Consider the following 23,765-nt stretch of genomic DNA (forward strand, 5'->3'; position numbering starts at 1 on the left):
GCATGGCCGACACCGGTATCGAGCGCTGCCAGCGCTGCTGCGGCTCCGTACCCGGCACGGACGAGCACCGCATCTGGTGGGACGACGGAGCCTCCGGCGCCCGCCCCGCCATGTACCTGTGCGCGCGGTGCATGCCCGGACGGCCCGGCGGCACGGAGGCCGAGGCTTCCGTGCCGCCGAGGGACCGCTGACGCGCTACAGCGCCTGGGCCGCGGGCTTCACTCATGCCGCGGACCGTCGATGTCCGGGCGGGCGGCGTAGTCGATGCCTTCGCGTACCGCGCCGCCGCCCCCTGGGAGGCCCTGGTGGACGGCTGCGTACGAGACCGCTATGGACGGGGCGTAGGCCCTCTGCGGGCTACGCGTCGGCGGGCCGCCGGTCGCGGGCCTTGAGCACCAATTCGACGGCGTACCTCTGCTGCCCGGTGGCCTGGGCGTGGGCGGTGACCGCGACCTGTACCGCGGCGGCGGTGTCGACCGTGAGCCGCCCGTCGCGGATCTCTGTCCACGCCGCGGTTTCGAGCGCGATGAGTTCGTCTGCGAGTTCGATCCGGCCGCGGCCGGATCCTACGCGAGGGTGCCGGACGCCGAACATCAGGCGGCCAGCTCCTGCTTCAGCGCTTCAAGCGCGGCTTCGGCGGCGCCACGGCACTCGGGCAGCTGGTCATCAGCAGCTCGCACGATCCGCTGGAGCTGGTGGGGCAGCCGCTGGACTGTGGCTTCGTGCGTCGCGGCGGTGAGGCAGTCGGCTGCCCCGTGCTGGTCGCCGCCGAGGAGCCGCACGCGGGCGACGGTGGTCAGTTCGATCACGCGCCACTGAGGCGCTACGGCCGTCGTGGGGGTCGGGCCGCAGTCGACCAGCAGTATCGCCTCCCGTGTTCGGCCGGTCGACATGAGGCCGCGCATCCGGATCTCGTGGAGGGCGAAGGGGTTGAAGAGGCTGGTGTGGCCGACGGAGTCCAGCAGCCTGTGGCATTCGTCGATGGTCCGGTCGAAGAGGTCGGCGGCTCCGAGGGCGCCTGCTGCTCGTGCCAGGAGAGGGAGGGCTGCGGCCCGGGCGTCCGGTGTCGGCGCGACGGCGGTGGCGCGGCGGAGGCGCTCGACGGCGGCCCCGGTGAGGCCCGCCTTGCGGAGTTCGTTGCCGTGCATCCGCAGGACGTACGAGGTCATGACCGGATCGTCGAAGTAGTCGGCGATGTGCGTGCTCTTCGCGGTCCAGTGGGCGGCGGTGCTGAGGCGTTCTTCGGGGAGGACGTTGCCGAGGGCGACACCGAGGCCGACCCGGGCCTGAGCGAGCAGACGTAAGACCTCGCGTTCGGTGTGGCCGTCGTCGACCCGGGCCTCCAGCCGTGCGACGACGGGCCACAGTTCCTCCACCGCCGCCGAGGCGTGCCCGGACTGGCGGGCGATCTCGGCAAGCCGGATGGTGGACTCCCCGAACTGGACCATCGCCCGGTGGTCGGTGTCCGACGTGTCGGTGACCCCCAGGATGTGTGGCGGCAGCCGTAGCTGCCGGCACAGCCGTCGGCGGGATCCCACGTCGTCGAGGGTCCTCTTGCCGATCTCCAAGGCCGAGACGTACGTCTTGTCGTAACCGAGCTGCTGGCCGAGGTGTGTCTGCGTCAGGCCGTGCACCGACCGGTAGAAGCGGAGGATGGCGCCGAGGTCACCCGTCGCCAGCAGCTTCTGGGCCTGGGGTGTCGCCCAGTGCCACGTCGCATGGGTTCCTGCGCTCACCGGAGGTCACCGCCCGACCCACGCCGCAATGGCCTCCTTGTACCCCTGCGGCATGGTCAGGTGCGGAACCTCGTCCGGGGCGAAGAGCCCGATCTGCTTGTGCTCGTGGCTGAGCACGGGCTCCTGGTCGGGGGGCAGGACGGTACAGCCGTAGGTCACGATGAGCACCCGGCGCCCGGGGATGGGCTCGTAGATCCAGACACCGCCCTCGATGAGGGGGCCGGCCTTGACCGTCCAGCCGGTCTCCTCCCGGAGTTCGCGTTCGACGGTCCGCTCCGGGCTGTCGTCGCCGGGGCTGTCGGCACCGGGGAGTTCCAGTCGCCCGCCGGGCAGTTCCCACTCCTCCCGCTCGTTCTTCAGCAACAGCACACGGCCCTTGCTGTCGAGGGCTACGGCCTTGACGGAGACGGGCCACAGGGAGGGCGTGTACGGCATGAGAGTCCTCGGTCTGCGCTGCGTGAGCGGGTGCTCGGAACGTAGCACGCGGCCCTGATCGGCGGGCCGGTTGGTGCGTTTTGCCCGAGTCGACAATCCGTCGCTCGACGGGGGCCGGTGCCGGGCCGAAGAGTTGTCCCATCAGCCGCCGACAGGAGCCGACATGTTCGTGCCGACCCTCGCGTGCAATCCGTACGACGTGCACCATCCCTCGTCGATGCCCGCCATCCGTACCCAGCTGCGGACATGCGGAATGGCCCTCCTGGACGGATTGCGGACGCGATCGGATGTCCTCGCCGCTGTCGAACGGCTCCTCGTCCCGTGGGTCCATCCCGACAGCGACCCGGACGGCCTCACGGCCATCCAGCATGTCGCCCGCCACCACGGCCGCCCCGGCTACGCCGGATTCGGAACCGACTCCCTCGCCCCCCACTCCGAACGAGCGCAGATGCCGAGGCCGCCACGGCTGATGCTCCTGGCCTGCCAGAAGGCGGCGGGCGCCGGTGGGGAGTGTCTGCTGGCGGACGGCCAGGAGGTACTGGGCACACTGTCGGCAGAGGCGGCGGAGCAGTTCTTCAGGCCGAGGTCGGTGCACTTCGGTACGAGCAGCGGCCACGCCTCTCAGGTTTTCACCCGCCATCCCGGCAACCGCGTCAGCGTCCGGCTGCGACTCGACCGCCTGGCGCGCTGGAGCCCACTGGCGGAGCCGTATCTGGGCGACCTGCGTGCCGCGATCACGGCGGCTCAGCACCGGATAGCGCTGTCTGTCGGGCAGGCGTATCTCATCGACAACCACCGCTGGCTCCACGCCCGTACGGAGTTCTCCGGCGACCGGAGGTTCCTGCGCGCCCTCGGCGAGCCGAGGTTCGCCATGGCCGCTGGCTTCCCCGGTCTGCCGACGGTGCCTGCTGCGAGGGCGAAGGAGATCTGCCCGTGACGGCTTCTGAGCACCCACCGGCCGTCGCCCTGGCCGTAGTCTCCCGAGACCGTCATGTGCTGCTTGTACGGCGCCGCGTCCCGGAGGGCCCGCTCCGTCGGCAGTTCCCCGGCGGCGCCATCCTCCCCGGCGAGCCCGCCGAGGCGGCGGCCGTACGGGAGACCGGCGAGGAGACAGGGATCTCCGTCGCCCCGGGCAGCCGCCGGTCCCCGGTCCTCGGCAGCCGCATCCACCAGGACACCGGACGGCGGATCGTGTACGTGGCCTGCGATTTTCTCGGCGGCCAGCCGTGTGTAGCCGCCCCCGCCGAGGTCGACGCGGCCCGCTGGATCCCGCACGACGACCTCACGAAGTACATCCCGCAGGGCGTCTACGGCCCCGCGTTGGAGCACCTCCGCGCCCGCGAGCGGCCCCCGGTGGATCTGGCCGATGTGATCGCGGACGCCGCCCTGGCGCAGGAGCTGGCCGCCACCCGGCCGACCGGCGAGACCGCCGACGCGCTGCGGCGCCGTCTCCAGCACCACATCCGGACCCACGTCGACGCGGTCGAGCGGTACGGCCGCTCGCTGGTGGAGGCCCGGTATCGGGATCTGGTGCTGAAGAGCGCTGGGCACGCCCGCCAGCTGCTCGACTCGGGCGAGAAGGATCCGGCGGCGGGTCTGCATCTGCTGGGGATGGCGGCCCGCAGCCTGGCGACGTACGCCGCGACGGCGAGCGCCCGCTGACCGGGCGTGAGTGATCCCCGCGGCCCGGCCGGGCCCGGGGGTGGACGACTATCGAGGAGTCGATGTGAGAGATCGTACCCGCGGGTACCGACAGCGGGCAGTGCCCGCCCCGGCCGGGCCGGATCCGTCCCCGTCTGCTGCCCCCGAGTCGGCGTGGCGGCCGTGCCGGTGCGGTGGCGCTGTCTGCCCGGACCGGCCCCGCCGTGCCGTGCCGGAGGGGCCGATCGTCACCGTGCCGGTCAGCCCTTTCATGGAGGAGGCCATCGGCCGAATCACGGCCAAGCTGAAGGCCGTCGCCGAGGTACCCTCGCTGGTGGTCTGCCGGGTGTGCCGCACCAGCCGCGGTGTTCTGCCGGTGGCCGGGCTTCCGCAGCCGTCCAGCCCGGACCTTGAGCTGCACGCCTGCCCGGCACACGCCGACTGTGTCCGGGCCGAGGCGGAGCAGGCGATCCGCGCGGCCGAGTACATCCTTCCCGTGGAGGCGATGCCCCGTGGTTAGCACCGGACTCCAGCTCTGCTACCGCTGCGGTCGGTCCGTCGACGGCACTGACGAGAACCGCTTGCTGGTGGAGTCGATGGCCGGCTGCCGCCCCTCCTTCTACGCGCACCCCGAGTGCCGTCCGCCCGTACCGCCGGGGATGGACGAGGCCGGGTTCCGTACGCCACCGGAGCCCCTGCTCCCGCCGCCCGTTCAGGCCCGGTCGCCGCGGTGTCGGCCGTCGGGGAAGTAGACCCCGGCCGCGGGGCTCGGGCGCCTCGTGGCCGGGACGAGCCCCGGTCTGCGCCCCCGTCGCGGGCCGGGGAGCCGTTCCTGTGTGAGGCGGGCGCGGAGTCGGGTGGTGCGGATGCGGGCGGCAATCCGCGTGGTGCGGCCCGGGAGAGACGGCCGGGGCGGACCGCGTAGACAACACCCCTCCAGGTGGCGGTCCGCCCCCGGTCTTGCGTGCCAGAGGCGGGAGACGAGTGGGAAAGGATCGCGGGGGCAGCCTCCAAAAAGCTCTAAAAACCTACAGAAAACCTCTAGGTCGCCTCCTCTGCGGGTGGAGTGCCGCAAACCGAAGCGGCGGCCCGCCTGCACCCCCTTGCGCGAGGTGCCAGCGGGCCGCCGGGCGGCCTGTATGCGTCTGACCTGTGCGTTTCCTACAGCGCCTGGGCCGCGGGCTTCACCATGCCGCGGACCGTGCGGGACTTCACGAAGTCGCCCATGGCCGTCATCTCCCATTCGCCCGAGTACTGGCGGATGAGCTTCGCCATCATCACGCCCGTCTGGGGCTCGGCGGTCGTCAGGTCGAAGCGGACCAGCTCCTCACCCGTCGCCGCGTCCAGCAGTCGGCAGTACGCCTTGGCGACCTCGGTGAACTTCTGGCCGGAGAACGAGTTCACCGTGAAGACCAGGCCGGTGGCATCGGCGGGCAGCCTGCCCAGGTCGACCGTGATCACCTCGTCGTCGCCCGCGCCCTCGCCCGTGAGGTTGTCGCCGGAGTGCTTGATGGAGCCGTTGAGGATGGTCAGCTTGCCGAAGTAGCAGCTGTCCAGATGGTTCCGCTGGGGGCCGTAGGCGATCACGGAGGCATCGAGGTCGATGTCCTTGCCCCGGTACGCGGGCTCCCAGCCGAGGCCCATCTTGACCTGGGAGAGCAGCGGACGGCCGCCCTTGACCAGGGACACCGTCTGGTTCTTCTGGAGACTGACCCGGCCCTTGTCCAGATTGATCTTGCCGGAGCCGGCCGGGGGAGCGGGCGGCGCGGGTGGGGCCGCGGGGGTGCGGGGGTCGACGGCCGGAGGGGTGAAACCGGGCTGGGTCGGCGCGGCGGAGTTGGCGTACGCCCGGGGGGCGGGCGGCGCGGGCGGCGGCGTCACCGGGGCGGCGGGGGCCTGCGGAGCGGGGGCGGGCGCGGCGGCGGGCTCCTCGTCCACGGAGACTCCGAAGTCGGTGGCGATGCCCGCCAGCCCGTTGGCGTACCCCTGGCCCACGGCACGGACCTTCCACACGCCGTTGCGCCGGTAGATCTCCATGACGACCAGCGCCGTCTCCGCGCCCAGCCGGGGCGGTGTGAAGGTCGCCAGCGGCGCCCCGCTGTCACCGTCGCGGACGGTCGCCGTGGGCTCGACGCCCTGGAAGGTCTGCCCCGCCGCGTCCGGGCTCGCCGTGACGACGATCTTCTCGATCCCCGGCGGCACGGCCGCCGTGTCCACCACGATCGCGTCCGGCGCGGCCCCGCCGCCGGAGCGATAGGTCACCCCGGGGCCCGAGGGCTGGTTGTAGAAGATGAAGTCGGCGTCGGAGCGCACCTTGCCGTCGGCGGTGAGAAGGAGGCCCGAAACGTCGAGCCGCACGGGCGCGGCGACGTCCACCGCCACACGGGGGGCGGAGAGCGGAATGTTCGAGCCGGGGGTCATAGCGGTCATGCCAGAAGTAACGATCGGGACCGCTTTGCCGTTCCCTTACCCTCACGTCCGCTTCCGTCCGCTGCCTCCTTTCACTCTCCGGGAGCACACCGGGAGGCGCCGGGACGGGGTGAACCGGTATCCCGGGCCGGGGTCCGGGCCGGGGGCCGGGCCAGTAGCAGCGCCGTGATCAGGCCCGCCGCGCCCACCGCCGGGAGGATCGTCCGGACGTCCAGGACCGTGATCAGACCGGCGCCGAGGGCGAGGGCCACCGCGTTTGGGGCGTAGAGGAGGGTGCTCGCGGTCGCCGCCGTACGGCCCAGGGACCGTTCGGGGGTGTGGCGCTGGACCGCCGTCATCGCCGCGACCAGGACGCACGGCAGGCCGAGGCCGACGGCCGTGCTCGCCGCCAGGGCCACGGCGTCGGACGGCAGGGCGCGGGCCGCGGCGCCGAGCGCGAAGAGCGCCGTACCGGCCGCCGCGAAGAGGTGCTCCGGTATGCGGCGCAGCAGGGGGCCGGTGAGCAGACCGGTCAGGACCGAGCCCGCGCCCTGGGCCGCGTAGAGGACACCGACGAAGGCGGGGGAGCGGTCGAGTACGGAGTCGGCGACGGCGTAGACCAGCGCGCCGTTGACCCCGGCGAGCAGCATCGTCACCGAGCCCGCGAGGATCAGGGGGCGGACGGCGGGGGAGGAGCGGATCGCGCGCAGGCCCTCGGCGGTGCCGCCGCGTGCCCGGGCCGGGGACGGGGCCGGTTCACGGATCCGCAGCAGGAGGAAGAGCCAGGCGGCGGCCAGGAACGTGGCGATGTCGGCGAGGACGACGGGAGTGCCGCCGTACGCGGCGAACAGACCGGCCGCCGCGAGCGGGGCCAGCAGTTTCGTGCCCTCGTTCGCGGTGAGCCGCAGCCCGTTGAAGTCGCCCAGCAGCCGGTCGCCGACCACCGAGGGCACCAGTGCCGTCTCGGCCGCGTCGTGGATCACCCCGCAGACGCCGTACAGCACGAGGACGGCGAAGAGCAGCCATATCCGGTCGGCCGAGTCGACCAGGAGCAGCGGCAGCAGCAGGGCGGCCGATGCCAGGTCGAGGGCGATCAGCAGCGGTCGGCGGCGGACCCGGTCGGCGATCGCGCCCAGCAGCGGGGCGATCAGCATCGGCGCCCACATCGCGAAGGCGGTGAGCGCGGCGAGGGCGTCGGAACCGGTCAGGTCCTTCACCCAGATCCCGGAGACCAGCCACAGCGCCGACGTGCCGAAGCCGGAGACGACGACCCCGCCGAGGCAGAGCCGGGCGTTCCGGTCGCGCAGTACCGCCGCCGCACCCCACGCCATCCGCGCGTCCCCCTCAATCCGTTCCCACCCGACCAGCACCGGTCCGGGTGCCGGTCCGCCCATAGGACCAGCCTGGTCGCTGAGGACCCCCTCGCGGATCGGGCATACGCCCTATCCGGGCGCCCGGGGAGAACGGAAAGCGGGGTAAGGCGGGGGGTCCCCCTGCCTTACCCCGCCCGTGGCGCGGCCGGTCACTTCAGCGCGGCCGCCATGATCTTCTGGGCCACCGGCGCCGCCTGTCCGTTACCGCTGACCTCGGCCCGGGGGCCGCCCGCGTCCTCGATCACCACGGCGACCGCGACCTGCTTCCCGCTGTCGCGGTCCGTGCCGTAGGAGGTGAACCAGGCGTACGGCTTGCCGCTGTTGTCGACGCCCCGCTGCGCGGTGCCCGTCTTGCCGCCCACCTCGACACCTGGGACCCGGGCGTTCGACGCCGTACCGTCCTCGACCACCGTCACCATCGCGTCCCGCAGCTGCCCCGCGGTCTTCTCGGAGAGGATCCGCTCGCCCTTGCCACCGTCGTAGGAGTCGAGGACCGTGCCCTCCGAGTCCACGACCTGGGAGACCATGTGCGGGGCCTTGAGGACGCCGTCGTTGGCGATCGCCGCCGAGACCAGCGCCATCTGGAGCGGGGTGGCGGTGACGTCGAACTGGCCGATCCCGGTCAGCCCGGTCTGCGGCGCGTCGAGCCCCTTCGGGTAGACGCTCTCGTACGCCCGCACCGGAACGTCCGGCTCCGAATTGAAGCCGAACTTCTCGGCCATCGCCCGCACCTCGTCCTGGCCCAGGTCGATCGCCATCTTCGCGAAGACGTTGTTGCACGACCAGCGCAGGGCGGTCCGGATCGAGGCGTCCTCGCAGGGCGCGTTCGCGATGTCGTTCGGCAGCGGCTTCGTCGTCAGCGGCAGTGTGTACGGCATCGGGCTGGCCGTCGACTCGTCCACCGACCCGTACAGCCCCTTCTCCAGGGCGGCGGCGGCCACCACCAGCTTGAACGTGGAGCCCGGTGCCAGCGGCTGCCGCAGGGCCCGGTTGACCATGGGCTTGTCCGGGTCGTCCAGCAGCTTCTGCCACGCCTCGCCGTCCGTGGTCCCCGCGATCGTCGACGGATCGTACGAGGGGGTGCTGACCAGGCCGAGGATCTCGCCCGTGTCCGGTTCCACGGCCACCGCCGCGCCCTTGACGTCGCCGAGCGCCTCGAAGGCGGCCTCCTGCACCGCCGGATCGATGGTCGTGAGGACGTCGCCCGGCTCCTGCTGGGCTCTGGTGAGCGCGTCCACCGGGTCCTTCAGCCGGTCGTCCGTGCCGTCCAGGACACCGCTGTGGATGCCCTCCAGCTGGGTGGAGCCGTACGCCTGCGAGCTGTAGCCCGTCACCGCCGCGTACAGACCGCCCTCCGGGTAGGTCCGCTGATAGGCCAGGTCCCCGGATTCGCTCCGCTTCGAGCCCGTGACCGGGGTCCCGGCCACCACGATGTCGCCCAGCGGCTGCGCGTACTGGTCGATGACCTGGCGCCGGTTCTTGTCGTTGTCCGCGAGTGCCTCCGCGTCGTACGCCTGTACCCAGGTGGCCCGGAGGAGCAGGGCGAGCACCAGCAGCAGGCTGAAGACGGCGGTGTGTCTGATCGTCTTGTTCATCCCGTCCGGAAGACGACCGGCGCCCCCGCGAAGGTTCCCCCCTGACATGTCCCGGTCGGGGCGCCGGTGCTGGGCCGGTGGGCGGGGCGCCCCGCCCACCGGACACGGCGCGCGCCGTCAGCGGGGGGAGACGAAGCCCGACTCGTACGCCGCGATCACCGCCTGCGTCCGGTCCCGGGTGCCCGTCTTCGCCAGCACCGACGCCACATGCGTCTTGACCGTCGCCGGGCCGATCGCCATCCGCCCGGCGATCTCCGCGTTGGTCAGCCCCGTCGCCATCAGCCGCAGGACATCCGCCTCCCGCTCGGTCAGCCGGGCCGCCCAGGGCGGCGGCGAACCGGCCGCCGGGCCTCCGTACGAGGCGGCCAGCGACCGGAGCGCCGACGGGAAGAGCAGCGAATCGCTCCGGGCCACCAGCCGGACCGCCGCCACCAGGTCCTCCGCCGCCGCGCGCTTCAGCAGAAAGCCCGCGGCGCCCGCGCGCAGCGCGTCGTACACATAGGCGTCGTTCTCGAATGTCGTCACCACCAGGATCCGCGGCGCGCCCGGCCCCCGCCCCGCCGCGTCGGCGAGGATCCGCTCGGTGGCCCTGATGCCGTCGATCCCGGGCATCCGGACGTCCATAAGCACCACGTCGGGGGCCAGCTCACGGACCACCGAAACCGCCTCGGCGCCGTCCACGGCCTCGCCGATCACGGCGAGATCCGGTTCGGCGGAGAGGATCGCCCGCAGGGCCGTCCGGACCATGCGCTCGTCGTCGGCGACGACGATCCGGATCGGCGCGGGAGCGCCGGTGCCCGGACCGGTCCCCGGGTTCGCGTCCGTCGCGGCGGTGCCCGCCGCCGGGCCTGTCACATCGCCGTTCACCGGCCGCCCTCCCCGATCCGCTCGCCGCGCCCGGCGGCCAGGGGCAGCGACGCGTACAGCCGCCACACCCCCTCCGGCTCCCGGGCGCCCGCCTCGGACACCCCGCCCAGCAGCACGGCCCGCTCGGTGACGCCGCGCAGCCCGCGGCCCCCGCCGGGGCGGACCACCGGACGCCGGTCCGGCAGCGGATTCTCCATCGTGATCTCCAGCTCCTCGTCGTGTACGGCGATGGTCAGGGACACCGGGACCGGCCCGGCGTGCCGCAGGACATTGCTCAACCCCTCCTGGACGATCCGGTACGCCTCCCGGGACACCGGTACCGGTACGGCGCCGGAGTCGCCCGAGCGCTCCGCCGTCACCGGGACGCCGCCACGGCTCAGCAGCCCGTCCAGATCGGCGAGTGTCGGGCCACCGGGGCCGTTCGGATCGCCGGACGGGCCGTCGTCGCGCAGCAGCCCGAGTACGGCGTCCAGCTCGCCCACCGTCCGGCGGGCGGTCTCCTCGATATCCGCCAGCGCCTCCCGGACGAACTCCGGATCGCGGTCCAGCAGCCGCCGCGCGGCACCCGCCTGGAGCGTCACGGCGCTCAGCGCGTGCCCCACCGAATCGTGCAGCTCCCGCGCGAGCCGGTTGCGTTCCGCCAGCTCCGTCGCCCGCCGCTCGGCCACCGCCAGCCGGTCCGCCGGGGTCGGGCCCAGCAGTACGGGGGCCGCCCTGGCCAGTACGTATCCGGCCGCCGCCGCGCAGCCCGCCAGGGCGACCAGCATGGCCGCGCCCGCCACCGGGAAGAGGGCCAGCACCGGCACCGGATAGTCCGGGACCCGCATCGCGGACCGCAGGCCCGGGAAGAACGGCATCAGGATCACGGCCACCGCGAACGGCGGCAGGGCGAGCGTCGCCCCGCTGATCAGCGCGCCGAGCCCGGTATGGAGGAAGAACCAGCCCGCCGACCGGGTCCTGGCGGCCCGGGAGCGCGCGGGCCCCTCCGCGAACGAATCGTCCGGCAGTCCGCACAGGCCCCGCGCGGCGGCCACCGACAGGGGCCTGACCGGGGCCGCCAGACCCGCGACCGCGGCCAGCGGCAGGCCCAGCGCATACGCGGTGAACTGGGCGGAGATCGAGGAGCCGAACAGCCCGCCGGAATGGACGACCGGCGACCAGAGCACCGACGAAAGCAGCCAGAACGGCATGAACAGGGCGCCGCCCAGTATCAGATGCAGCCAGCGCGCCCCGGCCCGGCGCCCGAAGATCCCCCGTCGTCCCATGAGGGCAGACTCTGCCATGTCCCCGACCAGCACGAACCGCCGGGCGGCGGGCCCGAGGAGCGGCCCGGCGGCGCGGCGGAGTCGCGGCAGTGAGGCGGTGAGGCGGTGAGGCGGAGTCGCGGGGCCGGACGGGAATGCGCCGGGCCCGGGGGGCGTTGAGCCCAGCCGAAGAGCGGAAGTGCCGAAGGGCATGAGTGCCGAAGAGTTCGGACGGCGAGAGAGAGGCGGGGAGACGGTCGTGATGCGCGTCGAGATCTGGAGCGATATCGCCTGCCCCTGGTGTTACATCGGGAAGGCACGCTTCGAGCGGGGGCTGGCGGAGTTCGCCGGCCGCGACGAGGTCGAGGTGGTGCACCGGTCGTTCGAGCTCGACCCCGACCGGCCCAAGCACGAGACCGTTCCGGTGGTCGAGATCCTGCGCGAGAAGTACGGGCGTACGGAGGACGAGGCGCGCGGCATGGAGGAGCACGTCGCCGCCACCGCCCGCGCCGACGGGCTGCCGTACGACACCGCGCACCGCGACCACGGCAACAGCTTCGACATCCACCGGGTGCTCCATCTGGCGAAGGACCGGGGCCGCCAGAGCGCGCTGCTCGACCTGGTCTACCGGGCGAACTTCGCCGACGAGCGGTCCGTCTACGACGACGAGGTCCTGATCGCCGTCGCCGTCGAAGCCGGACTGGACGAGGCGGAGGTACGCGCGGTGGTCGCCGACCGCTCCGCCTACGCGGACGAGGTCCGCGCGGACGAACGGGAAGCGGCGGAGCTGGGCGCCCGGGGAGTCCCCTTCTTCGTCTTCGACCGGCGCTACGGGATCTCGGGCGCGCAACCGGTCGAGACGTTCGCGCAGGCGCTGGAGCGGGCGTGGGCGGCGCGCGAGCCGCAGTCGACATAGCCCGCCCCTGAGAACCCGGCTCCGCCCGGCGGCCTGGCTCTCCCGGGTAGCGCCGCCGTCTGCCCTGCCGGGCCGGGGTATCCCTCGCGCCCGCGGCCCGGTGGGTGGCTTGTCGCGCAGTTCCCCGCGCCCCTAAATGCTCTCCCGCTCCCCGCCCCTGGAAAGGAGCCCGCCTCCTTACGAGGGCGACGAGGAGAGCAACCCAGGTGGCGCTGGGGGTCCCCCCATTGCCGAAGGCATAGGGGGCGGAACTGCGCGACAAGCCACGACGGTGGTGCGGACCGCGAACAACATCAGGCCGCCGGGCGGGACCCGGGTCTTTCGGCGATGCCCGGGAGGGCCAAGGCGCTGGGGCCCCCATTGCCGAAGGCATAGGGGGCGGAACTGCGCGACCAGCCCACCACCGGGTCGCAGGCGCGCGGGATGCACCGGCCCGGCAGGGCAGACGGCGTCGCCCGGAGGGCCGCGGCGCTGGGGTCCCCCATTGCCGAAGGCATGAGGGGGCGGAACTGCGCGGCAAGCCACCTGCCGCCCGCGGCGCCCGGCGCCGCGCGGGGCTCGCCGGGTTGACCCGCGGGGAGCGGCGTCGCAGGGTGGGCGGATGGAGAATCTCGTCCGGCGCGAGTTCGGGCTGCGTACGACGTATCTCAACACGTCCTCCTGCGGCGTTCTGCCGCGCCGTGCCGTTGCCGCCGTCCGGGCGCTGACCGATGAGCTGGCGGCCGGGCGGCCCGGGGGCGCCGGGGAGTACGGGACCGTGACCGCCGTACGCGCCGCCTTCGCCCGGCTGGCGGGGACGGACGCCGACCGGGTGGCCGTCGGCGGGTCCCTCGCGACGGCCGTCGGGCTGGTCGCGAGGTCGCTGCCGCCGGGCGCGGAGGTCCTCTTCCCCGAGGGGGAGTTCGCCTCGGTGATCATGCCCTTCGCGGCGCGCGGCGACCTCAAGACGCGTTTCGTACCGCTGGACGGTCTCGCGGAAGGGATCCGCCCCGGTACGGCCCTGGTCGCGTTCTCCGCCGCGCAGTCCGCCGACGGGCGGATCGCGGATCTCGCGGCGGTACGGGCGGCATCGGCAGCGCACGGTACCCGGACCCTGCTGGACGCGAGCCAGTCGGCGGGCTGGCTGCCGTGGCGGGCGGGGGAGTGGGACTTCACGGTCACCGTGGCGTACAAGTTCCTGCTCGCGCCGCGCGGACTGTCGTTCCTGACCGTCACGGAAGAGGCGCAGGGGACTCTGGAGCCGCTGTTCCCGGGTGTCTTCGCCTCGGCGGACGGCGCGCTGTACGGTCCTCCGGCCGGGCTCGCCACCACCGCGCGGCGGTTCGACGAGTCACCGGCCTATCTGACCTTCCACGCCGCCGCCGAGTCGCTCGAGGTCCTGGCGGAGGCCGGGGCGGACGCGGTGTACCGGCGGGTGACGGCGCTGGCCGGGCGGCTGCGGGAGGGGCTGGCCGAGCGGGGGTACGCGCCCCTGCCGGGGGAGTCCGCGATCGTCGCCGTACCCGGGCTCGCGGACCGGGTGCCGGAGCTGGCCGCCGCCGGGGTCGTGACCTCCGCCCGGGCCGGGAACCTGCGGGCCTCGTTCCATCTCTACAACACGCCCGCCCATGTCGACCGGCTGCTCGCGGTCCTGGACGGCACCGCGCCCACGGCCCCCGCCCCGGAATAGCCCAGGGGGCCCTATTCGGGCGCGCACTCCCCGGCGGTCCGGCACAGGTTCAGCTCGGTCTTGGCCAGCAGCCGCAGCAGCTCGTGCCGCTCGTGCTGGTCGAGTCCGGTGAGCAACTGCTCCTCCAGCTCGGTCAGATGGGCCTCGACGGCGGTCCGCAGCTCGGTACTCGCCTCGGTGGCCTCCACCAGGACCGCGCGCCGGTCGGCCGGGTCGGGCCTGCGGCGGACGTGTCCGGCCTGTTCGAGGCGCTGGAGCATCTTGGTGACCGTGGACGGGTCGAGATCGGCGGCCTTGATCAGATCGGCCTGGCGCGACGCCCCGCTGATCCACAGCTGGATCATCACGTACTCCTGGCCGGGGTAGAGGCCGAGCGCCCGCAGGGACTTGCCGCTCGCCATCCGGTGCAGCCGGGCGATCCTGGCCACCGCGAACGACGCGGGCGCCTTCTCGTCGCACATACCGGGCGCGGGCGCGGGCCCGCCGGTACAGCCGTCGCCGACCGGGGCCTCCGGCTCGCACGACGCCGTCCCGGACGCGTCACCGGGGCAGGTGCCCGAGGAGGTCGCCGGGTCGTACCCCACCGGGCCGTACGCCGTCGTGCCGTACGACACCTCCGCCTCCGCCCCGGCCCCCGTCGCCGGAGCGCCCGCCGTTCCCGCCCGGAACCCGGGCTCGGCCTCGGTCGTCATCGGACCCTCCTCACAGGTGTCGGCACGTGCCGTGTCTCGCCTCGGTCTCGTCCTGTCGCGTCAGTCTCGCGTCCGCGGCTCCCAGTGTCTCCCGATTACCTCACCGGAATTTTACCTTGGTCGGCCAAGGAATGCGCTACAGTGGGCGCCGGGCCGATTTCTTTGGTCGGCCACACATTGATTTTACTTGGTCGACCATGAAAACGGAGCCTCCGATGTCCCTCGCCTTCGAATCGCTCGATCTCGCCGGACGCCGTCTCACCAACCGGATCGCCATGGCTCCCATGACGCGCTCCCGGGCGTACGGCCCCGGGCTCTCGCCCACCGAGACGATGGCCGAGTACTACGCCCAGCGGGCCTCCGCCGGGCTGATCGTCACGGAGGGCGTCCAGCCCTCCATCGGCGGCCAGGGCTACCCCGACACCCCCGGGCTCCACAGCGACGAGCAGATCGCCGGCTGGCGCAAGGTCACCGACGCGGTGCACGCCCGGGGCGGCACGATCTTCGCCCAGCTGATGCACTCCGGCCGGATCGGCCACCCCGATCTGCTCCCCGGCGAGCTGCGCCCGGTCGGGCCGTCCCCGGTCACCCCGGCCGGACAGCTCTTCACCAAGGAGGGCATGAAGGACTTCACCGAGCCGCGCGAGCTGACCCCCGACGCCATCCGCGCGACCGTCGACGAGTACGTCTCCGCCGCCCGGAACGCCGTGGCCGCGGGCTTCGACGGGATCGAGCTGCACGGTGCCAACGGCTATCTGATCCACCAGTTCCTGGCGCCCAACACCAATCTGCGTACCGACGAGTGGGGCGGCTCGGAGGAGAACCGGATCCGGTTCGCCGTCACCGTCACCCGCGCCGTCGCGGACGCCATCGGCGCCGACCGGGTCGGGCTGCGGATCTCCCCGGCCAACCCGGTCAACGACATGGCCGAGCCGGAGCCGGACGGGGTCTACGGGGCGCTGGTCCGGGCGATCGACCCGATCGGTATCGCCTATCTGCATCTGCTGGAGGCGACCCCCGAACTCCGCCCGCTCACCCGGGAGCTGCGCCGGGAGTTCTCCGGGGCCCTGGTGCTGAACACTCCGCACGAGCAGGGTCCGGCCGAGCGGCTGGCGCTCGTCGAGGACGGCATCGCCGACCTGGTCGCGTACGGCGCCCTCTTCCTCGCCAACCCCGATCTGCCGGAGCGGCTGCGGACCGACGGCCCGTACAACGCCCCCGACACGGCCACCTTCTTCGGCGGCGGCGAGCGCGGCTTCACCGACTACCCCGTACTGCAGACCGTCTGAGCGGACGGGGTGACCCGGTCCGTCGCGGGGGAGCGGACCGGACCGCCGTACGGGGCCGCTCGCGGGGCCGGGGACAGCGCCGCGAGGACACCCGGCCCCGTACGGAAAAAAAGGGGGGCGGGCCCGGCGGTTTCCACCGCCGGGCCCGCCCCATGACGCGTACCGCCGCGCGGGTACGCCTCCGTCCGGTCGCCTCAGCCGTTCCGGACCGGGGTGAAGTCCCGAGCCCCGATGAACTCCGGCCGCCGGACGGGCGCCGCGAACGGCTCCTCGGCCGCGTTCTCCACACTGTTGAAGACGATGAAGACATTGCTGCGGGCGTACGGGGTGATGTTGTCCCCGGAGCCGTGCATGCAGTTGCAGTCGAACCAGGTCGCCGAACCGGCCCGGCCGGTGAACAGCCGGATGCCGTGCTCGTCGGCGAACCGGGTCAGCGCCGTCTCCGAGGGCGTTCCGGCCACCTGCATCCGCAACGACCGCTTGTAGTTGTCGGTCGGCGTCTCGCCCGCACAGCCCAGGAAGGTGCGGTGCGAACCCGGCATGATCATCAGCCCGCCGTTGGTGTCCCGGTTCTCGGTCAGGGCGATCGAGACCGAGACGGCCCGCATGTTCGGCAGCCCGTCCTCGGCGTGCCAGGTCTCGAAGTCCGAGTGCCAGTAGAAACCGGAGGCCCCGAAGCCCGGCTTCACATTGATCCTCGACTGGTGGACGTAGACGTCCGAACCGAGGATCTGGCGGGCCCGGCCCACCACCCGCTCGTCCCGGACCAGGGCGTCGAAGACGGCGCTCAGCTTGTGCACCTCGAAGATCGAACGGACCTTCTCGGACTTCGGCTCGACGATCGCCCGCTCATCGGCCCGGATCGCCGGATCGGCGATCAGCCGCTCCATCTCGGTCCGGTAGAGGGCGACCTCCTCGTCGGTGATCTGGTCCTCGACCGGGATGAAGCCGTCGCGTTCGTACGAGGCCAGCTCCGCCGGGAGCAGGGGTCCCGGCGCGCCCGGCGCGGACCAGACGACGGGGTCCCGGCGCGGTGTCACCACCTCGGTCGTGCCGCGGGACGGATAGATGTCGTTGCGCAACTCGGTGCCGGTGGCGATGGCCATGATTCAGTCCTCCTCGGTGATCAGGGGGTAGACGCCGTTCTCGTCGTGGTCCTCCCGGCCGGTCACCGGGGGGTTGAAGACACAGACACAGCGGAAGTCGGTGAGGGCGCGGAGCGTATGGCGCTCGTGCCCGTCGAGCAGATACATCGTGCCCGGCTCGACCGGATGGACCTTGCCGGTCTCGTGGTCCGTCAGTTCGGCGCTGCCCTCGACGCAGAGCACGGCCTCGACATGGTTCGCGTACCACATCGTCGTCTCCGTGCCCGCGTACAGCACGGTCTCGTGGAAGGAGAAGCCGACCTTCTCCCGGGCGAGCACCAGACGCTTGCTCTCCCAGGTACCGGAGGCCGCCTTCACATGGCGCTCGGTGTTCTCGATCTCGGCGAGCGATCGGACGATCACGCTGCTGTCACCTCTGTCGGTTCATTCGGTTCATTCGTTCGTCGGGTCGACTGCCCGGCTGTTCGCCGGCCGTTCGCGGCTTCCCGGGCGGTACGGCGCTCCACGCGCCGGGCCCCGCGGGTTCAGGCGGCGGCGGTCTCGCGGACGGCCCGGGCCAGTACCCGCAGCCCCTCGTCGAGTTCCTCGGGCGACACGGTGAGCGGCGGCAGCAGCTTCACCACCTCGCCCTCGGGCCCGGAGGTCTCCAGCAGCAGCCCCAGCTCGAAGGCGCGGGCGCAGATCGCCGACGCCCGCTCCTTGTCCGCGAACTCCAGGCCCCAGACCAGGCCGCGGCCCCGGAAGGAGAAGCCGGGGTCGTCGCTCTCGCCCGCCAGCGCCAGCAGCGACTGTTCGATCTGCTCGCCGCGCCGGGCGGTCTGCTTCTCCAGCTCGCCGTCCGCCCAGTACGTCTGGAGCGCCGCCGCGGCCGTGACGAACGCCGGGTTGTTGCCGCGGAAGGTGCCGTTGTGCTCGCCCGGCTCCCAGATGTCCAGCTCCGGCAGGAACAGGCAGAGCGACATGGGGAGTCCGTAGCCGCTGATCGACTTGGAGAGGGTGATGATGTCCGGGACGATGCCCGCCTCCTCGAAGGAGAAGAAGCCCCCGGTCCGGCCGCACCCCATCTGGATGTCGTCGACGATCAGCAGCATGTCGCGCCGCTCGCACAGTTCCTTGAGCGCCCGCAGCCACTCGGGCCTGGCGACATTGATGCCGCCCTCGCCCTGGACGGTCTCGACGATCACCGCCGCGGGCTTGTTGAGCCCGGAGCCCTGGTCCTCCAGCAGCCGCTCGAACCAGAGGAAGTCCGGGACGGTGCCGTCGAAGTAGTTGTCGAACGGCATCGGCGTGCCGTGGACCAGGGGGATGCCCGCCCCGGCGCGTTTGAAGGCGTTGCCGGTGACCGCGAGCGAGCCCAGCGACATCCCGTGGAAGGCGTTGGTGAACGAGACCACCGACTCCCGGCCCTTGACCTTGCGGGCCAGTTTCAGCGCCGCCTCCACCGCGTTGGTGCCGGTCGGGCCGGGGAACATCACCTTGTGCGGCATATCGCGCGGCCGCAGCACCAGGTTCTCGAAGGTCTCCAGGAACGTCCGCTTGGCCGTGGTCGCCATGTCGAGGCCGTGGGTGATGCCGTCCCGTTCCAGGTAGTCGAGCAGGGCTCGTTTCAGTACGGGGTTGTTGTGGCCGTAGTTGAGCGATCCGGCCCCGGCGAAGAAGTCCAGGTAGGAGTGCCCGTCCTCATCGGTGAGACGGCTGCCCTGGGCCCGGTCGAAGACGGCGGGCCAGCCGCGGCAGTAGCTGCGCACCTCCGATTCGAGGGTCTCGAAGACACTGAGGGCGGGCGGGGTGATGGTCACTGCGGTCTCCCGAGTTATGGGCCGCCGCCCTGGGCCGGACGGCGTGCGGCGGAACGGAGGCGGAGGTGCCGGGGAAGAAGGGGGCGCTGAGCGGGTGCGAAGGGGGCGGGCGGCGGTTCAGCCGGTGAGGGGGCCGATCCGGTACAGCACCTCCGGCTCGTGGTCCGCCCCGGCCGGGAACAGTCCGCCGTCGAAGAGGACGGTCCGCTCCAGCCGGGCGCCGTGGCGGGCCGCGTAAGCGGTGAACAGCCGGTCGGACGCGGTGTTCCCGGGGGTGACGGTGGTCTCGATCTCCCGGATGCCGAGGTCGGCGGAGACCCGGGCGGTCAGCGCGTCCAGCAGGGCGCCCGCGAGTCCCCGGCCCCGGTGCTCCCGGTCGACGGCGATCTGCCAGACCACCAGCGCCTCGGGCCGCTCGGGGCGGGCGTAACCGGTGACGAAGGCGATCGGCTCCCCGCCCGGACCCCTGGCGACCAGCGATGTGGCGGCGAAGTCGCGACACCACAGCAGATAGCTGTACGAGGAGTTGAGGTCCAGCACCTCGGAGTCGCGGGCGATACGCCAGATCGCGGCCCCGTCCTCGACGGTGGGGGTTTCCATGACGGTGAATTCACGGCGGGAATCGGCTCGTACCAGGTTGTCCTGCGCGGCGTTCATGTCGATTCAACTTACCCATCGCATTCCATGAATGCATGGTCGGGACGGGTTGGGTGAATGGCGGTGATGTGCTATCGCGCGGGCGCGAGGTCACTCCGGGCGATGCAGCGATATGCCCGTGTTTGCACGGGATATAAGCCGCGAAATGCTTCGATTGTGGAGTCGGTCACACGTCTGGAGGAGGGATTCACCCTGATGGAACTTTAGCGTTTAGGGCCCTGGAAGCCGGGCAGAAGAAAACGGGAAGCTGCCATCATTAAATATGATGGAATCAGCTTCCCGTTTGCTTTGCCGTGCTCTGGAATTGTTTTCCCGGTATCCCGGTGGGAGTGGCCCGGAAGGGATTTCCGGGACCGGACCGCGATCGCACCACGATCTGCCGGGACCGGATCGCGATCGGGCCGCGACCGGTCCCGGGAAGCGCCCGGAGGCTATCCCCAGGCCGCCAGCGCCGCCCGCCGGGCCGCCGTCTGGTCCACCGGCGCCGGAGCCGTACCCGAGGCGGCCAGCGCCGCCCCGACCGCCGACAGCGACGACAGCACCGCGTCCGCCGTGGCGTCCGCCCCGTAGTGGTTGACCCGGATCATCTCCCCGGCCAGCGCCCCGCCGCCCGCGACCAGCGGCAGCGACGGATCGACCGCCAGCGCCGCCGCCACCAGACCGGCCGCGTCCACACCGCCCGTCGTCCGCAGCGTCGTCGCCACCGGAGCCGCGTCCCGCGCCTCGTACACATACGGCTCGACCCCGCCGCCGAGCACCGCCGCGCCCGCCCGGGTCGCCGCCGCGGCCCGCGCGTGCCGGTTCACGACCGTGTCCAGGCCGTCCTTCTCGATCCGCTCCACACACGCCTCCAGCGCCAGCATCTCCAGCTGCGCGGGCGCGTGCAGCAGGGTCCGCCGGCCGCCGTCGATCCACCGCTCCTTCCAGTCCAGCAGCGACAGATACGACCGCCGGGGCGCGGCCGGGTTGGCCGCGAACCGCTCCCAGGCCCGGTCGCTCACCGACACCGCGGAGACCCCGGCCGGGCCGCCCATCGCCTTCTGCGCGCCGATCACGCAGAGATCGACGCCCCAGGCGTCCGGCAGCAGCGGCTCGGCCGCCACCGACGCCACCGCGTCCAGCATGAACAGCGCGCCGTGCGCCCGGACGACCTCGCCGATCTCCGCCACGGGGTTGGTGTTGCCGGTCGCGGCCTCCGCGTGCACCAGCGAGACGAAGTCGATCTCCGGCCGCTCCGCCAGAGCCCGCTCCACCTGCTCGGCGGTGACCGCCGTATGGAACGGCACCGCCAGATCGACGACCTCGGCCCCGCAGTCCCGCAGCCAGTTCCCGAAGGTCTGGCCGTACGGACCCGTGACCACGTTCAGCGCCGTCGAACCGGGGCGGGCGCCGGAGCGGATGCAGCCCTCCAGCGGCAGCAGCGCCTCGCCCTGGGTGATCACCACGTCCTGCTCGGTGTCGAGGAGGGCGGCGACCCGCCGCTCGATGGCCGCGAACCGGGCGGCGGTCAGCGGGGGGAGATCCAGAAACGGATGTGTCACGGTGGATGCCTTCTTCGGACTTCGGACTCGGACTTCGGACCGGTACTTCGGACAGTTCGGTTCAGGCCGGGGTGTTCCGGCCGCCCGGACGAGGGTAGCCGGGCCCGCCCCGGGCCGCCCGGCCCCTCCGGACCGGCCCCCGCGGGCCCCTCGTGGCGCCGCCGTCGCCCTCGTACAGTGCCGCTATGAGCGATCACACGGTGCTGCATGTGAAGGGGCGGGTGCTCGTCGGCCCGGACGACGTCCGGGACGAGCTGTGGGTCGTCGGCGGCCGGGTCAGCTACGACCGGCCCGCCGCCGAACCCACCGCGACCGTGACCGGCTGGGCGCTGCCCGGACTGGTCGACGCGCACTGCCATGTCGGCCTCGACGCCCACGGCGCCGTGGACGAGGCGACCAGTGAGAAGCAGGCGCTCACCGACCGGAACGCGGGCACCCTGCTGATCAGGGACGCCGGTTCGGCCGCCGACACCCGCTGGATCGACGACCGCGAGGATCTGCCGAAGATCATCCGGGCCGGGCGGCACATCGCCCGCACCCGCCGCTACATCCGCAACTACGCCCATGAGATCGAACCCGCCGACCTGGTCGAGTACGTCGCCCGCGAGGCCCGGCGCGGCGACGGCTGGGTGAAGCTCGTCGGCGACTGGATCGACCGCGCGGCCGGGGACCTCACCGCCTGCTGGCCGCGCGACGCCGTCGAGGCGGCCATCGCCGAGGCCCACCGGCTGGGCGCCCGGGTCACCGCCCACTGCTTCGCCGAGGACTCCCTGCGCGATCTCGTCGAGGCGGGCATCGACTGCGTCGAACACGCCACCGGGCTCACCGACGACACCATCCCCCTCTTCGCCGAACGCGGGGTCGCCATCGTCCCCACCCTGGTCAACATCGCCACCTTCCCGGCGTTGGCCGACGGCGGCGAGGCCAAGTTCCCCGTCTGGTCCGGCCATATGCGACGGCTGCACGCCCGGCGGTACGAGACCGTGCGCAACGCCTACGACGCGGGCGTCCCGGTCTTCGTCGGCACCGACGCGGGCGGATCACTCGCCCACGGCCTGGTCGCCGCCGAGGTCGCCGAACTGGTCAAGGCCGGGATCCCGCCGCTCGCCGCGCTCTCCGCGACGACCTGGGGCGCCCGTGCCTGGCTCGGCCGCCCGGCGCTCGCCGAGGGAGCCCCCGCCGATCTGGTGGTCTACGGGGAGGACCCCCGGGCCGACGTCCGGACCCTGGCCGCGCCCCGGCGCGTGGTGCTCAACGGCCGGATCGTCGGCTGAACCGGGGCCGGACGGGCGGTTGGCCGGATCGGCGGACGGGCGGACGGTTCTACGGCTCCGGGCCGGAGCCGGGAGGCCGGGCCCGGAGCCGTGGACCCGTGACCCCTGGTCCGTAACTCCGGGCTCCGGGCTCCGAGCGTCGAGCCTCGATCCCCAACCCGGAACCGGTGTCCCGGGCGGGGCGGTGCGCCGGGTTGACCGGGCGTGACATCCGGCCGCCCCGGGTCGTTTAACCCCTTTCGGCGGGCCGCGCTCCGCCGACCCCGTACGCCCCCGGGACCGCCCCGGACCGGCCGCGCGCCCGCCACAGGAGGGACACCTGGGAACGCCTGTACCGGGACGGATCGAACGTAGAGACGGAAACCCCTCTTTGGGGTGAACTGACGCCTGGTATCCGTCAGTTCACTCTCAGTGCGTAAAGATGAGGGCGTCCCGATCGCCGTCGGCCGCGTGTCCCCGCGGTCCGATGTCTGCGACGTCGTTACTCCTGTGGGGGTTCCACCATCGTGAACAGCACTACCTTTCGCATGCCCGCTCGCCGCTGCGCCGCCTTCACGGCCGCCGTCGCCCTCGCCGCGACCCCCGTCGCGCTGGCCGGTCCCGCGCACGCCACGGGAGGCGACGCGAAGGGCCGGGCGGGTGCGGTCGTCCTCCGCGCCGGGCTCGACGTATCCCTGCTCGACAAGTCCGTCCACGTACCGCTGCGGGCGTCGCTGAACGAGGTGACGGCCCCGGCGAGCGCCGAGGAGACCGCGTTGTCCGTCCGGCTGGACGGAGTCGGCCAGGGCAAGCCCTTCTCCATGCTGCGGGCGGACGTCGCCACCTCCCGCGCCACCGCCGAGGCCGATGAGGCCGTCGGCTACGCCAACCTGGCCCGGGCCCGGGTGCACGTCCCCGGACTGCCGCTGCTCTCCCTCGTCGAGGTCGAGCAGGTCACGTCCGAGGCCCGGTGCGCGGTCGGCGCGAAGCCGGTGGCCAAGTCGAACCTCCTCGGCACGGTACGGATCCTCGGCCAGAAGGTGACGCTGAGCGCCGGGGGCCGGACCCGGATCACGGTGCCCGGCGTCGGCGAGGTCGGCCTCGACCTGTCCCGGACCGAGACCACGTCCAGGACCGCCGCCGCCACCGCCCTCGAACTGAAGGTGAGCGTCAATCCGCTGAAGCTGAACGTCGCCGAGGTCGACGGCACCGTCACACTCGTCCAGGCGACCTGCGAGACACCGAAGAAGGCGGCGGCGAAGCCGGAGGAGCCCAAGAAGGAGGAGCCCAAGGCCGAGAAGCCCGGTGTGAAGCCGCAGACCGGCGACGAGCCGACCGAGAACCTCGCCGAGACCGGCGGCAGCGCCACCACCCTCTATCTGGCGGGCGGCGCTGCCGTACTGCTCGGACTCGGCGGCGGCGCGCTGGCGGTGACCCGGATGCGGGCCCGCAACCGGGCCTGACCGCCGGGCCGGTAGGCCCCGGTCCGTACCGGTCCGTACCGGTCCGTAATGGTCCGTCACGGTCCGGGCCGTACCGGGAT

General features: G+C 72.7%; 24 protein-coding genes. 10 read left to right on the forward strand and 14 right to left on the reverse strand.

The genetic code is table 11. From position 1 onward, the window contains the following. Positions 1 to 2 precede the first annotated feature (2 nt). Positions 3 to 191 (forward strand): hypothetical protein, encoded by a 189-nt coding sequence (locus tag AB0G74_RS21680; protein ID WP_361148655.1) that lies wholly within the window; start codon positions 3 to 5, stop codon positions 189 to 191. A gap of 166 nt (positions 192 to 357) precedes the next feature. Here the strand turns inward: AB0G74_RS21680 and AB0G74_RS21685 are convergent, their stop codons facing one another. From AB0G74_RS21685 to AB0G74_RS21695, 3 genes are read right to left on the reverse strand one after another with little or no spacing between them, the layout of a single operon-like run. After that, entirely contained in the window at positions 358 to 594 is a 237-nt protein-coding gene (locus AB0G74_RS21685) for a hypothetical protein (protein ID WP_361148657.1), read from the reverse strand. Further along, positions 594 to 1,736, reverse strand: coding sequence for a helix-turn-helix domain-containing protein (locus AB0G74_RS21690; RefSeq protein WP_361148659.1), 1,143 nt, complete (start codon positions 1,734 to 1,736; stop codon positions 594 to 596). Before AB0G74_RS21690 ends, AB0G74_RS21685 begins: the two co-directional genes overlap by 1 nt. A 6-nt stretch (positions 1,737 to 1,742) precedes the next feature. Further along, positions 1,743 to 2,171 (reverse strand): NUDIX hydrolase, encoded by a 429-nt coding sequence (locus AB0G74_RS21695; RefSeq protein WP_361148661.1) that lies wholly within the window; start codon positions 2,169 to 2,171, stop codon positions 1,743 to 1,745. 163 nt (positions 2,172 to 2,334) lie between these two features. Between AB0G74_RS21695 and AB0G74_RS21700 the strand changes: the two genes are divergently transcribed. The 4 genes from AB0G74_RS21700 (at position 2,335) to AB0G74_RS21715 (ending at position 4,564) form a co-directional block, all read left to right on the forward strand. Then, the gene (locus AB0G74_RS21700) at positions 2,335 to 3,108 is read left to right on the forward strand and encodes a TauD/TfdA family dioxygenase (protein WP_361148663.1); all 774 of its coding nucleotides are present in this window, start codon (positions 2,335 to 2,337) and stop codon (positions 3,106 to 3,108) included. Continuing rightward, positions 3,105 to 3,833 (forward strand): NUDIX hydrolase, encoded by a 729-nt coding sequence (locus AB0G74_RS21705; protein WP_361148665.1) that lies wholly within the window; start codon positions 3,105 to 3,107, stop codon positions 3,831 to 3,833. The genes AB0G74_RS21700 and AB0G74_RS21705 overlap by 4 nt, the downstream gene beginning before the upstream one ends. A gap of 232 nt (positions 3,834 to 4,065) precedes the next feature. Continuing rightward, on the forward strand, positions 4,066 to 4,332 hold the full coding sequence (locus AB0G74_RS21710) for a hypothetical protein (RefSeq protein WP_361148667.1): 267 nt from the start codon (positions 4,066 to 4,068) through the stop codon (positions 4,330 to 4,332). Then, on the forward strand, positions 4,325 to 4,564 hold the full coding sequence (locus AB0G74_RS21715; RefSeq protein ID WP_361148669.1) for a hypothetical protein: 240 nt from the start codon (positions 4,325 to 4,327) through the stop codon (positions 4,562 to 4,564). Before AB0G74_RS21710 ends, AB0G74_RS21715 begins: the two co-directional genes overlap by 8 nt. A 409-nt stretch (positions 4,565 to 4,973) precedes the next feature. Here the strand turns inward: AB0G74_RS21715 and AB0G74_RS21720 are convergent, their stop codons facing one another. From AB0G74_RS21720 to AB0G74_RS21740, 5 genes are all read right to left on the reverse strand, one after another. Then, positions 4,974 to 6,242, reverse strand: a complete 1,269-nt coding sequence (locus tag AB0G74_RS21720; protein ID WP_361148671.1) for a TerD family protein — start codon at positions 6,240 to 6,242, stop codon at positions 4,974 to 4,976. A 71-nt stretch (positions 6,243 to 6,313) separates the two neighbouring features. After that, complete coding sequence (locus AB0G74_RS21725) at positions 6,314 to 7,552, reverse strand: MFS transporter (protein ID WP_361148673.1); 1,239 nt, start codon at positions 7,550 to 7,552, stop codon at positions 6,314 to 6,316. A 191-nt stretch (positions 7,553 to 7,743) separates the two neighbouring features. Next, complete coding sequence (locus AB0G74_RS21730; RefSeq protein WP_361148675.1) at positions 7,744 to 9,189, reverse strand: penicillin-binding transpeptidase domain-containing protein; 1,446 nt, start codon at positions 9,187 to 9,189, stop codon at positions 7,744 to 7,746. Positions 9,190 to 9,306: 117 nt separating this feature from the next. Further along, positions 9,307 to 9,966 carry a response regulator transcription factor gene (locus tag AB0G74_RS21735; RefSeq protein WP_361148763.1) on the reverse strand — a complete coding sequence of 220 codons (660 nt, stop codon included), beginning with the start codon at positions 9,964 to 9,966 and terminating at the stop codon, positions 9,307 to 9,309. Positions 9,967 to 10,052: 86 nt separating this feature from the next. Continuing rightward, positions 10,053 to 11,321 carry a histidine kinase gene (locus AB0G74_RS21740; RefSeq protein ID WP_361148677.1) on the reverse strand — a complete coding sequence of 423 codons (1,269 nt, stop codon included), beginning with the start codon at positions 11,319 to 11,321 and terminating at the stop codon, positions 10,053 to 10,055. Positions 11,322 to 11,562: 241 nt separating this feature from the next. Here AB0G74_RS21740 and AB0G74_RS21745 point away from each other — a divergent pair, with 241 nt between their 5' ends. Continuing rightward, positions 11,563 to 12,216: a DsbA family oxidoreductase gene (locus AB0G74_RS21745; protein ID WP_361148679.1), complete on the forward strand. Its 654-nt coding sequence runs from the start codon at positions 11,563 to 11,565 to the stop codon at positions 12,214 to 12,216. Positions 12,217 to 12,817: 601 nt separating this feature from the next. Further along, complete coding sequence (locus tag AB0G74_RS21750) at positions 12,818 to 13,885, forward strand: aminotransferase class V-fold PLP-dependent enzyme (protein ID WP_361148681.1); 1,068 nt, start codon at positions 12,818 to 12,820, stop codon at positions 13,883 to 13,885. An 11-nt stretch (positions 13,886 to 13,896) separates the two neighbouring features. On the opposite strand, the gene AB0G74_RS21755 is transcribed toward AB0G74_RS21750, so the two are convergent. Beyond that, positions 13,897 to 14,346 (reverse strand): MarR family winged helix-turn-helix transcriptional regulator, encoded by a 450-nt coding sequence (locus AB0G74_RS21755; RefSeq protein ID WP_361148765.1) that lies wholly within the window; start codon positions 14,344 to 14,346, stop codon positions 13,897 to 13,899. Positions 14,347 to 14,792: 446 nt separating this feature from the next. On the opposite strand from AB0G74_RS21755, the gene AB0G74_RS21760 reads away from it, so the two are divergent. Beyond that, a complete protein-coding gene (locus AB0G74_RS21760; RefSeq protein WP_361148683.1) occupies positions 14,793 to 15,866 on the forward strand; it encodes an alkene reductase in 1,074 nt (357 codons plus the stop codon). A gap of 194 nt (positions 15,867 to 16,060) precedes the next feature. Here AB0G74_RS21760 and thpD read toward each other — a convergent pair whose 3' ends face one another. The 5 genes from thpD to AB0G74_RS21785 form a co-directional block, all read right to left on the reverse strand. Beyond that, positions 16,061 to 16,972 carry an ectoine hydroxylase gene (thpD, locus tag AB0G74_RS21765; protein ID WP_361148685.1) on the reverse strand — a complete coding sequence of 304 codons (912 nt, stop codon included), beginning with the start codon at positions 16,970 to 16,972 and terminating at the stop codon, positions 16,061 to 16,063. A 3-nt stretch (positions 16,973 to 16,975) separates the two neighbouring features. Continuing rightward, positions 16,976 to 17,374, reverse strand: coding sequence for an ectoine synthase (locus AB0G74_RS21770; RefSeq protein WP_361148688.1), 399 nt, complete (start codon positions 17,372 to 17,374; stop codon positions 16,976 to 16,978). A 122-nt stretch (positions 17,375 to 17,496) separates the two neighbouring features. Beyond that, on the reverse strand, positions 17,497 to 18,771 hold the full coding sequence (gene ectB, locus AB0G74_RS21775; protein WP_361148690.1) for a diaminobutyrate--2-oxoglutarate transaminase: 1,275 nt from the start codon (positions 18,769 to 18,771) through the stop codon (positions 17,497 to 17,499). 117 nt (positions 18,772 to 18,888) lie between these two features. After that, a complete protein-coding gene (ectA, locus tag AB0G74_RS21780) occupies positions 18,889 to 19,428 on the reverse strand; it encodes a diaminobutyrate acetyltransferase (RefSeq protein ID WP_361148692.1) in 540 nt (179 codons plus the stop codon). Between the two features lie 431 nt (positions 19,429 to 19,859). Continuing rightward, on the reverse strand, positions 19,860 to 20,969 hold the full coding sequence (locus AB0G74_RS21785) for an aminotransferase class V-fold PLP-dependent enzyme (protein WP_361148694.1): 1,110 nt from the start codon (positions 20,967 to 20,969) through the stop codon (positions 19,860 to 19,862). 185 nt (positions 20,970 to 21,154) lie between these two features. Here AB0G74_RS21785 and AB0G74_RS21790 point away from each other — a divergent pair, with 185 nt between their 5' ends. Both AB0G74_RS21790 and AB0G74_RS21795 read left to right on the forward strand, forming a co-directional pair. Next, complete coding sequence (locus AB0G74_RS21790) at positions 21,155 to 22,243, forward strand: amidohydrolase family protein (RefSeq protein WP_361148696.1); 1,089 nt, start codon at positions 21,155 to 21,157, stop codon at positions 22,241 to 22,243. A gap of 527 nt (positions 22,244 to 22,770) precedes the next feature. Next, positions 22,771 to 23,685, forward strand: a complete 915-nt coding sequence (locus tag AB0G74_RS21795) for an SCO1860 family LAETG-anchored protein (protein ID WP_361148698.1) — start codon at positions 22,771 to 22,773, stop codon at positions 23,683 to 23,685. Positions 23,686 to 23,765: the final 80 nt, after the last annotated feature.

This window comes from Streptomyces sp. NPDC020875 (genome assembly GCF_040641415.1).
GTDB lineage: Bacteria > Actinomycetota > Actinomycetes > Streptomycetales > Streptomycetaceae > Streptomyces.